The organism is Piscibacillus halophilus, assembly GCF_900110685.1.
Taxonomy (GTDB): domain Bacteria; phylum Bacillota; class Bacilli; order Bacillales; family Alkalibacillaceae; genus Piscibacillus; species Piscibacillus halophilus.
In genome coordinates, this window is record NZ_FOES01000061.1 from 1 (window position 1) to 11,114 (window position 11,114).

Below are 11,114 nucleotides of genomic sequence, written 5' to 3' on the forward strand. Positions count from 1 at the left end.
TTACATGGAAGATGTTGAATCAGTTAATAAATGGAGGAGGTATGAGTTTGTCCCAGAAAAAAGATCAGGATAATTTGTTCGGAGACATCGATGAATGGTTAGAAGATGATCCTTTCGGATTGGATGAAGAAATCAAAATAGTTATATTTAAATGTCTTGACTGTAATGGAACTGATGAAGTACCTGATTATATCATCGGAGAGTTTAGTGTGGATAAAAATAATGATGAAGAGGTTGAGCTTCATTGCCCTCACTGTAATGGCACTATGATTAGAGCGAAGAATGTCCCAAGTGATTAGCACTCACTTGGGACGTAGTAAGTCGCGTTAGCGATTTTGTTCGTTGACTTTTTAAAATGAATCACATAAAATCGTTCTGTGACCATTGAGTCATAAAGTGTGACCGACTAGTTTGGAGTGTTGAGATGGATTATAAAGATATCCTCATAACTAAAGCGACAGAGCTTTTTTCTAAAAAAGGTTTCCATCAAACGTCCGTTCAAGAATTAGCGACAACAACAGGGATTTCAAAAGGTGCCTTTTACAAATATTATTCTTCCAAAGAAAGCTTGTTAGTAGAGATTTTAAGACAGAATCATTTAGAAATTGTTAAGCAAGCTAGCATTGAATCGTTAGAAGGGGCACAAGGAGAAGACCTTTTAACTAAGCAAATTATGAATGAACTTAATCAATGGATGAAGAAGCGAGATTTTTATAATGTGTTATTTCGTGATTTTCCACCACAAGAAAATGAACAAATCAAAGAGGTCATGAATCACTTTAGAGAATCGATGATGCAATCACATAAAGATGTATTGATTCAGTCGTTCGGCAACAGTGTAAGACCTTATTTGTTAGACATTGTGACAATATTGGAAGGGATTTTAAAAGAATATGTTTTTACGATTATTTTCGATCAACACCAAGTCAATATACCAAGACTTGCACAGTTAATCTCAAATTCTATTGCATCGATGGTAAGCTCAATCAATCAGGTTGAACCGGTTTTAGGTAAAGGTGATTTAAGCTTAAAAGATGAATTGAACCTGAAATTAGAAACGATTCGTCGTCAAACAAGTCAAACAAGATTAACTTTAGATGAAGAAAAAATACACTCCTCGCTTGATTTGATTGAAAAAGAAATTTTCTCCGACAAACCTCAATTTATTATGATTGAGGCTTTCATTCATTATTTAAAACAAGAGGAATCATTATTAGGAGATATTCAAATTTTAGAAAGAATTATAGAAAGTTACATGAGAGAGGCATGATAAATATGACAGAAGTAGATTTAAAACAGATTAGAAAAGGTCCGATGGTTGCCATCATGCTTGTCGGAGCGTTTTTTGCAATATTGAACGAAACATTACTAGCTACAGCTCTTCCAACTATCATGGATGACTTTGGAATTACAGAAAATAAAGTTCAATGGTTAACGACGGCATTTTTACTAACTAATGGGGTGATGATCCCCATTTCAGCTTTCTTAATAGAACGATTTTCAACTAGGAAAATCTTTTTTACAGCGATTAGTGTGTTTATATTAGGTACATTTATAGCCAGTATTTCACACACCTTTGAACTTCTATTAGCAGCTCGAGTTGTTCAAGCAGCTGGTTCAGGAATCATGTTACCACTATTAATGACGGTGACCTTAACGATTTTCCCTAAAGAAAAAAGAGGGACGGCAATGGGGTTTGCTGGATTGGTTATTTCATTTGCTCCCGCAATCGGGCCAACTTTATCTGGTTGGTTGCTTGAATACTTTTCATGGCGTGGTTTATTTTACGTTGTGTTACCAATCGCGATTACGGCTTTAATTTTTGCATTCTATGTTGTGCAAAATGTAACTCGGGTAACAAAACCTAAAATCGATATTATTTCAATTATCTTGTCTTCATTTGGATTTGGAGGACTATTATTTGGATTTAGTAGTGCCGGTGAGAATGGATGGGGAAGCCCGATTGTGTTGATTAGCATTATTGCCGGGGCTATTATAATTGCTTTATTTGTTTGGAGACAATTGAAAATGAAGACCCCAATGCTCGAATTTAGAGTCTTTAAGTTTCCTATTTTCAGTATATCATTAATTATTACGATGATTGTGTTAATGGCGATGATTGGGGCAGAGACCTTGTTACCACTTTATATGCAAAATGTTCGCGGTTTTACCCCTTTTGAATCTGGATTAATGTTACTGCCAGGAGCAATTGTCATGGGGATTATGTCACCTATTACAGGTCGACTGTTTGACAGTTTAGGTGCAAGGAAGCTTGCCATTCCAGGTCTGTTGATTGTGAGTATCACGACATTTTTATTTACAAATCTATCAATGGATACATCATTTGTTTATCTAACTGTCATCTACGCTATTCGCATGTTTGGATTATCATTAGCGATGATGCCAGTTATGACAAATGGTTTAAACCAATTACCACTTGAATGGAATGCGCATGGATCCGCGATGGCAAATACTTTACAACAAGTCTCCGCATCCATTGGAACGGCAATCTTAGTGACTGTGATGACCACAACGACGTCTCATTTTGAACCAAACACAGATCAACTTCAAGGACTATCACAAGCAGAAATAGTCGACCAAGCGTTAATTAGTGGTTATAATATGGCCTTTGTTGTAGCCACGGTTTTATCTTTTGTTGGAATGTTACTAGCCTTTTTACTACAAAAACAAAAACCAGCCAATTAATTCAGAAAGGACTCTGGAATTCTCCAGAGTCTTTTTTTGATAGGTTCCGTATAGGGATTGATTTTAACACCATTTACTTATATAATAAATACGAACATATATTCGGTTAGAGGTGAAAAAATGACTCTAGAAAACGTCACATTAGACTTTTATCAAGAAGAATATCGGCCAAAATTAAAAGACTACCATTTATCTGAAGATCAAAGTCGATATACTTCAATGCCCTTGGAAGCAGTGGAGGTCTGTCAGAAAGATAATACCAGATATCCAGTTGTGGTTTTATATAACGGAGATCCTGCTGGTTTTTTTGTGCTCCATGGTTGGGAAGGGGTTAAGGCGTATAGTCAGAACCGTCAAGCGATATTAATGAGAGGCTTTTCCGTTAATTCGAGCTTTCAAGGAAAAGGGATTGCCAAAAAGTCTTTATCAATATTGGATTCATTTGTTACAAAACATTTTCCAGATAAAAATGAAATCATTCTCGCTGTGAATCATCAAAACACCTTAGCACAGCAAGTATACATAAAAAGTGGGTACATCGACCGTGGAGTTAGAGTGATGGGTAGAAAAGGTGAGCTACTTATATTGCATAAAGCATTATAGAAGGGACTTGGAGAAATCCAAGTCCCATTTATTAAGACATCGCTATCTTTTTCTTAGTAAAGTCAAAAGCTTTCGGTTCAATCGGTTTGACATTCGTACGATTTGCAATAAATTCTGGTCTTGGTGATGTGTTCGCAAATGGCTCAACTAGTTTATTCTCTATGCTGTTAAAGACAAAGAACACATTACTTCGTGGCATTGGTGAGATATTACTATTTGAACCATGCATCGTATTACATTCAAAGAATAAAACGGACCCCGCAGGACCAGTTGCACTATCGATTTTCCCGCCTTTTTCTAATAACCAGTTAATGCTGTCATGATCTGGGACACCGATATTCTGCATCTTTAATGACTGTTCGAAATGATTATCTGGTGTTTCACCGACACACTGTACGTACCAACGATGTGAACCCGGTATTAATAGAAGCGGCCCATTATAATGATAATTATCCGTTAAAATGATACTGCAGCTCACCGCGCGCATTCTGGGCATACCGTCTTCCATATGCCACGTTTCAAAATCCGAATGCCAATAAAAATCTTTCCCTTTAAAGCCAGGCTTAAAGTTAATCCGTGATTGATTTATGTAAACCTGGCTTCCAAGTAATTGTTGCGCAATATTGACAATTCGTTCATGTGACGATAAATCTTGAAAAAACTCATCATTATTGTGCACATCAAAAACAGAACGAATCTCATCACTTTGGGCTTCTTTTACTACATGTGGTGCATCTGAGCCTTGGTTGTCTTCCATATTACGCTTCAATTCTTTTTGTAGAACCTCAACCTCTGCTTCTGAAAACAGATTAGGTATAAACAGATACCCATTATCTTCATAAAAATCTAATTCCTTCTGATTTAATGGTCCATCTTGTTCTGTGGAGTCGTGAATGACTGGATCCATTCTTTCAAAAATCTTAGGGTTTCCTTTGATTCTAGAAGGATACAAATCTTTCATGAAACATCCACTCCTTTATATAGAATTAGATTTTTTCACTTACAGTATATTCATTTAAACATTGTTAAACAAATCTCATCATTACGAATGTAAGGTGATGACATGGAGTAAATACTTTCTGATTCAAAATATGAAATTCTTGCTATGTCTTGCGTTAGTTTTCTCCAAATATCAAAGTTAGTTGATTTTTATGTTATCGTTCTTGCATGTTATACAAGGAATAATACCGGTCATTCGATAATTAATATAAAAGGCTTAAATTACCGATATAGTATGTATTGAAAGGGGGAGCCAATTTGAAAGTCAATATCGATATTGATGAAAAATATGATGGAACGTATATCACGATTCATGCTAAAGAATGGTCCCAAGAAGTAGAGGAGTTGGTCAAAAACTTAAATAATGATCACCATAAAAAAATTGTTGGAAGAGAAGAGGATCAATCTATACTTCTGTCACCTAATGAAATTGAATATGTGTATGCTCAAAGCCGAAAAGTTTATGCCGTCATTCATAAACGTTCAATTGAGCTCAATATGAAATTGTATGAGGTGGAAGAAATATTAAGCAGTCACCACTTTAATCGTTTTTCAAAATCGGTTATTGGTAACTTGAATCACATTAAATCTTTTGAATTAGCTTTTAATGGGAACTTGTGTGTTTATTTTCACTCTGGAGGTAAGGAATATGTGTCGAGAAAATATGTAAATGAGATTAAGCAAAAATTAATTATGGGAGGTTAGAAGATGATTCTTGAATTGTTAAGAAGAAGTTTAATTGGTTTAGGTTTTGCAGCGATTATAACGTTTATCGCTTTAACGATCATGATGGTGTATGATGTTGAAACAACTGTATCAATAATTTGGAAAAATATGTCGGCCAGTCTTCTGATGGGGATCTATTTTTCAGTAGCATCTTTAATTTTTGAAATAGACAATTGGAGTCCATTAAAACAAACCGTCGTTCATTTTTTGCTGTCTGTTGGTATTTGGTTACCGATTGCGTTTATCGCTGGGTGGGTTCCAATAGGAGTTTTAGAAATATTAATTGCCGTAGGTATATTTGTAATAGTTTACACGATATTTTGGTTGTGTGCTCGAGCATACTTCTTAAGAGTAGAAAAAGAAATGAACCGTGTGGTTAGTCATAAAACAGAGTAGAAAATTTTAAACGCCTTCTTTTCTTAATAAGGATTGAAGGCGTTATTCATTAAAAAATAAATTTTTAGGAAATGAATGGACAAACTACCAGTAGGATTCATCACAGGAGGGTTATAAATGAGTTTAGACCTTTTATGGAAAGCTGTATTAATCGTTTTAGTTGGTACCATGCTTTTAAGAATTGCTGGTAGAAAAACAATTTCGCAGATGACATTAGCTGAAACAGTTATTATGATCGCGATTGGTTCCCTTCTTATTCAACCTGTATCTGGAAACAATCTTGGAGTTACCTTTATAATTGGAGATTCTAGTCGCGACTCTAATTCTTATAGAGTATGTACAGATTAAATCTGATTGGATTGAAAAGCTGATTACTGGGAAATCAAAGGTTTTAATCGAAAATGGCACGATCAATGAGAAAGAATTAGCTAAAGTTAGAATGTCAGTTGACCAACTCGAAATGAATTTAAGGCAGAAAAACGTTCTTAAGCTAGACGATGTAAAATACGCCACGATTGAACCGAATGGCCAAGTTGGATACCTATTAAAAGATGAAGCTCAACCTGTTACAAAAAAAGAGTTTAATCAATTAATGAAATTACTAACGAACAATCAGACTCAGTTAAACCAAATAAATCAACAAATGAACCAAATGAGTGAAGATAATCTTTTCAAAGAAGTAAGTAAAAAATCTCATAATAATGAACCTCCGAAGCACTTACAATGATTCTAAGACAAACTCATAAAACATATAATGTTATTTCGTGAGAGAAAAAATCCCCATTTAAAGAAGTGGGGATTTTTAATGCTTTAATTATTAGGAAAATTAATCCAAAAATTATGTTGAAAATTTAGTGTAAATAAAAGGAAACGTACATCAAAAAATCTGCATTATTTTACAAAAGAGTACTATTGTGAGAAATGGATTCATTAATAAAAGAGGGGGGACTACGAAGATTTATTTGGTCTTAATTGATAAGTGTTATTGGGTTTATTAACCGAAAGAGTTAAATGTAAAATGTAAACAATAACTAGGCTGGTGAACACATGAAAAACCAGATTTTGATCCATGTTTCAAAAATGAATAAAACCATTAAGATTTATTCAAGTCTTTTTGGGATTAAGGTTTTTGTTAAGTTTAGGTGAGAGAAGTTTATATAGTATTATTTAAAATTAAAGTGTATAGAGCAAATCTATGCACTTTAATTTTTGAGATTATATTTCTTTTTAACTAGTAATATGTTACTGACAGTAAATTTATAATATTCAAAAAATAATGATTTATACTCTATTAACCCTCTCTATCAACAGATATACTATTGATAGATTCATATAATAGGAGGGTTATATTTGAGAGTAAAGAGAATTACTATAGGTATTATATTCTTAACGGTTATCACTGTCATAAATTCTTCTCTTAACTTTGAAGTATCAGCAGAAACTGATACGAAGGAACATCAATTGAAAGATGGAGTGACAGATGCGATCTATTCTTATGAAGATGCCATCAAAGAAACCATCTATATAGAGTCAAGTTTAGACAGTGATAATGATGGAGAGAAAGATATTATTGCTGCAGATGTGATTCGTCCAAAGGAAACAGAGGAAGGGCTTGAGGTGCCGATTATCATGGATGCTAGCCCGTATTATGAATGGCTTGGTCGAGGAAATGAATCGGAAATTAAAGACCCTGATGGTGATGGCATCAATGAAATGTTTCCATTATTCTATGATAACTATTTTGTTCCAAGAGGATATGCAGTTGTTCTAGTCGATATGGTTGGAACCAATAACTCAATGGGATGCCCAACAACTGGCGGGCATGAAGAAATTGAAAGTGCTAAAGTTGTTATTGATTGGCTAAACGGAAAAGGTAAGGCGTGGAATGAGGATGGTGAAGAAATTACAGCAGATTGGTCAACTGGTAAAGTTGGCATGATTGGAAAATCCTATGACGGAACCATCGCTAATGGAGTTGCGGCCACAGGAGTTGAAGGGCTTGAGACAATTGTACCAATTGGAGCAATTAGTAGTTGGTATGATTATTATAGGTATGGTGGGATTCCTTTTTATCTAAATGGTCCTGCTGGATTATCGAGAACCGTAACGAATACAGAACGAATTGCTGAATGTGCACCGATAAGAGAGGATATATCATCAAGGTCCGATGATGAGACGGGAAACTATAATGAATTTTGGGACGAGCGTAATTTTGTTAAAGATTCGGATAATGTGGAAGCAAGTGTTTTTGTCATTCATGGTTTGAACGATTATAATGTTAAAGCAAATCATTTCTCCAATTGGTGGGAAGAATTGGACAACCATGATGTACCAAGAAAACTATGGTTAACCCAAACAGGACACGTAGATCCATTTGATTTTCGTCGCGCGGAATGGGTATCTACTCTTCATAAATGGTTTGACCACTGGTTACTTGATATAGAAAACGGAATTATGGATGAACCAATGGTGGACATTGAACGTGAACCGAATGAATGGGAAACTTATGAAACTTGGCCAGTAAAAGACACAAAATCAGTTAAGTTAAGGTTAGCCCCTGCGGATGGGGAATTGCCAGGGACCTTAACAACAGGTCCAGTAAAAGGAAACTTTAATCAATCATTTACAGATAATCCAGATCAAACGGAACAAGAAATGGTTGAGGATGAATTTGAGGAAAAAGACAATCGACTCATCTATTTAACACCTGAATTAGAAGAAGACATTCATTTAAGTGGTGTCCCTGAAGTCGACATTCGTGCTTCATTAGATCGAGATCATGCATACTTATCGGCAATGATTGTTGATTATGGTACGGATGAACGAGTCAATCACCGTGACCGTGGTGAAGGAATCCGTACATTAGAGTCAGAATCTTGTTGGGGTGAAAGTAGTGAAGTAGATGATGCCTGTTACAAAGATACCGAAAGAACTGTTCATACTGCACCGTATGAAATTGTTACACACGGCTGGCTTGATGCGCAAAACTGGAAATCATTAGAGATAACAGATATCTTAAAACCAGGTAAAAACTATCGTTTCCAGTGGAACACACTACCAGAAGACTATGTTTTTAAGAAAGGTCACAGAATCGGAATCGTTATTACAGGAAGTCATGACAGATGGTTAATGCCAAGCGATAGCCAAGCAACGTTCGACATATCTCTTGGTCAGAGTGTCGTGCATTTACCTGTAGTTGGAGGAAAAAGTGCCTTTGAACGTGCTGTGGGAGAGTAGAGACGATCAGTATCTAAATAGAGGCTCTCAAATATCGATTGATAATGTACAAAAGTGCATAGATTAGCTCTATGCACTTTTGTTTTGGTTTTATTTATTTTTAAATAAATCAACGAACGCGTGAAAAATCTCTACACCTTGGAACGACATTAAACTCATCGCTGTAAAAGAAAATAAACCAATCATTAGAAACCTTAAGAACATCATATTTTGTACCTCCTAGTTTAATAAAAAATACTTAGTAACTAGAAGGGGTGAACTAAATAATCACTTCCATAAAAAACAGGTGTTAGTCTTTTCCTTCGTAAACTGTGGTACCACGTTGGAATTAAGTAATAAGTAAAACAAACGATTGGAACCAATATGATAAGTGATGTTATAAATGTTACAAACTTTAGTAAATCATTATTATTAGAACCTAATGGTGTGTAATGATATTCACTATGTTCGGTTATATTCGTTGGTGTATCAATCGGAAGATCCGTTGTAATTGTCCCACTAACATTGCAAATTAAATAAATCGTTAAAATGGTTAAAAAGACAAGTCGGAAGGCATAACGGTGTTTCATGATGCCATCTCCTTTTTATGGTTAATACACATTATATATGTATTAAGAAAGATATATACCAGTTTATCATTAAAATTATTTTTCTAAAAGTATGTTAAGTGGTATTTGAATAATTCAATAAGTGATTACTAAAACTATTCAAGATAACATTAATTATGAAACAGGAGACTAAACTTACATGCAACTATCACCAATTGTTTACGATTCATTCGTCCGGCAAAGATGGCTAACCAAAAAATATATACATCAATACATTATGGATCATTGTGAATTAGAATCTAAACATGTGTTAGATTTTGGATCTGGCACAGGTGCCAATTGCACCCTAGTGTCTCCAGAATATTATATAGGGTTGGATCCCGATGAAAAAAGGGTCAATTTTGCTAACAAAAAATATCCTGATCATCGTTTTAATGTCATGGCCCAAGACCAGATCCCAATACCGAATCACTCTATTGATTTGATCATGATTATTGCCGTTTTACATCACATTCCATTAAACAAACTAGAACTTTATATAGATTTTTGCATATTCCATATCCCAGTTAGGATTATAATATTGACCATAACGGAGTACGTCTTCAACTTTCCAAATAATACTAAATGGATGTTCTTCTTGCATATAACATAAATATTGTTTTATGCCTGAATGATTATAAGGTTCTAAACCCATGATATTAATCGAACCTTTTTGGGGTTGGAAATGACCTGCGAGTAATTTCATAAGGATGGTCTTTCCAGTTCCATTTCGGCCCCATATTCCCGTAATCATAGGTTCATTAATACTTAATGAAAAATCTTTAATCACGTCATTCTTCTTATAACTGTAGTTACTTTATAATTGAATAGAAAGGTGTGGGGAAAATGGGGAAGGTGATTTTTAGATATTTCAATGTCTCTTGATGGGTTCGTAGCAGGTGTGGATGATAACCAAAATCAACCACTAGGTGAGGGAGGAGAAGCTATTCAAGGATGGCTGTTTAGTGGCGATCAACCAAGTCGTTACAACGATTTTTTTAAGATGTCTGAATCGAATAGAGAAGTTTTTGATGAGTTTATTCCCAACACTGGAGCCATGGTTTTTGGTCGAAGAACATTTGATATTGTAAACGGTTGGGGAGGAAGTCATCCCATTTCTGGTATTCCGATTTTTGTTGTAACACATGAACAGCCTGAACATTTTCAAGAGAATGACACACCGTTTACATTTGTAACGGATGGTGTTGAGAGTGCATTGAAACAGGCTATTGAAGTTGCTGACGGGAAAAATGTTGTCATTGGAACACCTAGTATTGCCCAACAATGTATGAAGGCTGGTCTTCTTGATGTAATCCAACTTCATGTTTCACCCCTTGTGCTAGGAAACGGCGTTCGGTTGTTTGATTATATTGGAGATGCGCCAATTAAGTTGGAAAGTCAACAAGTGACGGATGGAACGGATGTCGTTCACCTTCAATATAAGGTTTTATATTGAAGTAGGTAACATATTCCATAATACAATATGTAGGCATTAATGATTTCCTATGATAATGATACCTAAAAACAAAAAAGTCCATCACTTAAGGTGATGGACTTTTTTGCAGGCTGTCGAGAAAGTCTCGACAGCCTATATTTTTTGCCTAAACTTTAACAATTCACCGCGTTAATTTGTTATAATATAGTTAGATTAATAAAAGGCGGTGTTCCCATGTTTAATAGTAATAAAGAGCGTCAAATGGAAATAGAAATGGTTACAATTGATGAGCTTGTCCCTGATGATCATTTATTAAGAAAAATAGATCGATACATAGACTTTTCTTTCATTCCAGAAAAAGTTCGTTCATATTACTCTGAAGATAATGGTCGACCTTCGCTCGACCCACTCGTATTATTCAAGAT

Annotated in this window: 14 protein-coding genes and 1 pseudogene; 12 read left to right on the top strand and 3 right to left on the bottom strand. The window is 35.0% G+C overall.

The genetic code is table 11. The annotated features are described in order from the left end of the window. From BMY57_RS15125 to BMY57_RS15140, 4 genes are all read left to right on the top strand, one after another. Positions 1 to 299: hypothetical protein (locus BMY57_RS15125; protein ID WP_256205326.1), on the top strand; the 299-nt coding region annotated here is incomplete at its 5' end. A 125-nt stretch (positions 300 to 424) separates the two neighbouring features. Further along, on the top strand, positions 425 to 1,270 hold the full coding sequence (locus BMY57_RS15130; RefSeq protein WP_091776108.1) for a TetR/AcrR family transcriptional regulator: 846 nt from the start codon (positions 425 to 427) through the stop codon (positions 1,268 to 1,270). Positions 1,271 to 1,275: 5 nt separating this feature from the next. Then, positions 1,276 to 2,706 carry an MDR family MFS transporter gene (locus BMY57_RS15135; protein ID WP_256205327.1) on the top strand — a complete coding sequence of 477 codons (1,431 nt, stop codon included), beginning with the start codon at positions 1,276 to 1,278 and terminating at the stop codon, positions 2,704 to 2,706. A gap of 120 nt (positions 2,707 to 2,826) precedes the next feature. Further along, positions 2,827 to 3,309, top strand: a complete 483-nt coding sequence (locus BMY57_RS15140; RefSeq protein ID WP_091776114.1) for a GNAT family N-acetyltransferase — start codon at positions 2,827 to 2,829, stop codon at positions 3,307 to 3,309. Positions 3,310 to 3,340: 31 nt separating this feature from the next. On the opposite strand, the gene thpD is transcribed toward BMY57_RS15140, so the two are convergent. After that, on the bottom strand, positions 3,341 to 4,270 hold the full coding sequence (gene thpD / locus BMY57_RS15145) for an ectoine hydroxylase (protein WP_091776117.1): 930 nt from the start codon (positions 4,268 to 4,270) through the stop codon (positions 3,341 to 3,343). A 296-nt stretch (positions 4,271 to 4,566) separates the two neighbouring features. Between thpD and BMY57_RS15150 the strand changes: the two genes are divergently transcribed. From BMY57_RS15150 to BMY57_RS15165, 5 genes are all read left to right on the top strand, one after another. After that, a complete protein-coding gene (locus tag BMY57_RS15150) occupies positions 4,567 to 5,013 on the top strand; it encodes a LytTR family DNA-binding domain-containing protein (protein WP_091776120.1) in 447 nt (148 codons plus the stop codon). A gap of 3 nt (positions 5,014 to 5,016) precedes the next feature. After that, the gene (locus BMY57_RS15155; RefSeq protein WP_091776123.1) at positions 5,017 to 5,430 is read left to right on the top strand and encodes a DUF3021 domain-containing protein; all 414 of its coding nucleotides are present in this window, start codon (positions 5,017 to 5,019) and stop codon (positions 5,428 to 5,430) included. A 117-nt stretch (positions 5,431 to 5,547) separates the two neighbouring features. Further along, the gene (locus BMY57_RS16535) at positions 5,548 to 5,778 is read left to right on the top strand and encodes a DUF421 domain-containing protein (protein WP_369678869.1); all 231 of its coding nucleotides are present in this window, start codon (positions 5,548 to 5,550) and stop codon (positions 5,776 to 5,778) included. After that, positions 5,729 to 6,157: a DUF421 domain-containing protein gene (locus BMY57_RS15160; protein ID WP_369678870.1), complete on the top strand. Its 429-nt coding sequence runs from the start codon at positions 5,729 to 5,731 to the stop codon at positions 6,155 to 6,157. The genes BMY57_RS16535 and BMY57_RS15160 overlap by 50 nt, the downstream gene beginning before the upstream one ends. Positions 6,158 to 6,780: 623 nt before the next feature. Next, complete coding sequence (locus BMY57_RS15165) at positions 6,781 to 8,667, top strand: Xaa-Pro dipeptidyl-peptidase (protein WP_091776126.1); 1,887 nt, start codon at positions 6,781 to 6,783, stop codon at positions 8,665 to 8,667. 245 nt (positions 8,668 to 8,912) lie between these two features. Here BMY57_RS15165 and BMY57_RS15170 read toward each other — a convergent pair whose 3' ends face one another. Next, entirely contained in the window at positions 8,913 to 9,236 is a 324-nt protein-coding gene (locus tag BMY57_RS15170; protein WP_091776129.1) for a hypothetical protein, read from the bottom strand. Positions 9,237 to 9,492: 256 nt separating this feature from the next. Between BMY57_RS15170 and BMY57_RS16540 the strand changes: the two are divergent. After that, a pseudogene (locus tag BMY57_RS16540) lies at positions 9,493 to 9,720 on the top strand (class I SAM-dependent methyltransferase); the annotation flags it as partial. Between the two features lie 21 nt (positions 9,721 to 9,741). On the opposite strand, the gene BMY57_RS16375 reads toward BMY57_RS16540, so the two are convergent. After that, the gene (locus BMY57_RS16375) at positions 9,742 to 10,044 is read right to left on the bottom strand and encodes an ATP-binding cassette domain-containing protein (RefSeq protein ID WP_091776134.1); all 303 of its coding nucleotides are present in this window, start codon (positions 10,042 to 10,044) and stop codon (positions 9,742 to 9,744) included. Between the two features lie 84 nt (positions 10,045 to 10,128). Between BMY57_RS16375 and BMY57_RS15185 the strand changes: the two genes are divergently transcribed. Together BMY57_RS15185 and BMY57_RS15190 are read left to right on the top strand one after the other, a co-directional pair. Then, on the top strand, positions 10,129 to 10,710 hold the full coding sequence (locus BMY57_RS15185; protein WP_091776137.1) for a dihydrofolate reductase family protein: 582 nt from the start codon (positions 10,129 to 10,131) through the stop codon (positions 10,708 to 10,710). 213 nt (positions 10,711 to 10,923) lie between these two features. Further along, on the top strand, positions 10,924 to 11,114 hold a 191-nt coding region (locus tag BMY57_RS15190; protein ID WP_501037453.1), incomplete at its 3' end, for a transposase.

Excerpts from the sequence above, each read along its gene's own strand:
- BMY57_RS15130 (WP_091776108.1), top strand. The coding sequence starts at position 425 with ATGGATTATAAAGATATCCTCATAACTAAAGCGACAGAGCTTTTTTCT.
- BMY57_RS15135 (WP_256205327.1), top strand. The coding sequence starts at position 1,276 with ATGACAGAAGTAGATTTAAAACAGATTAGAAAAGGTCCGATGGTTGCC.
- BMY57_RS15140 (WP_091776114.1), top strand. The coding sequence starts at position 2,827 with ATGACTCTAGAAAACGTCACATTAGACTTTTATCAAGAAGAATATCGG.
- thpD (WP_091776117.1), bottom strand. The coding sequence starts at position 4,270 with ATGAAAGATTTGTATCCTTCTAGAATCAAAGGAAACCCTAAGATTTTT.
- BMY57_RS15155 (WP_091776123.1), top strand. The coding sequence starts at position 5,017 with ATGATTCTTGAATTGTTAAGAAGAAGTTTAATTGGTTTAGGTTTTGCA.
- BMY57_RS16535 (WP_369678869.1), top strand. The coding sequence starts at position 5,548 with ATGAGTTTAGACCTTTTATGGAAAGCTGTATTAATCGTTTTAGTTGGT.
- BMY57_RS15170 (WP_091776129.1), bottom strand. The coding sequence starts at position 9,236 with ATGAAACACCGTTATGCCTTCCGACTTGTCTTTTTAACCATTTTAACG.
- BMY57_RS15185 (WP_091776137.1), top strand. The coding sequence starts at position 10,129 with ATGTCTCTTGATGGGTTCGTAGCAGGTGTGGATGATAACCAAAATCAA.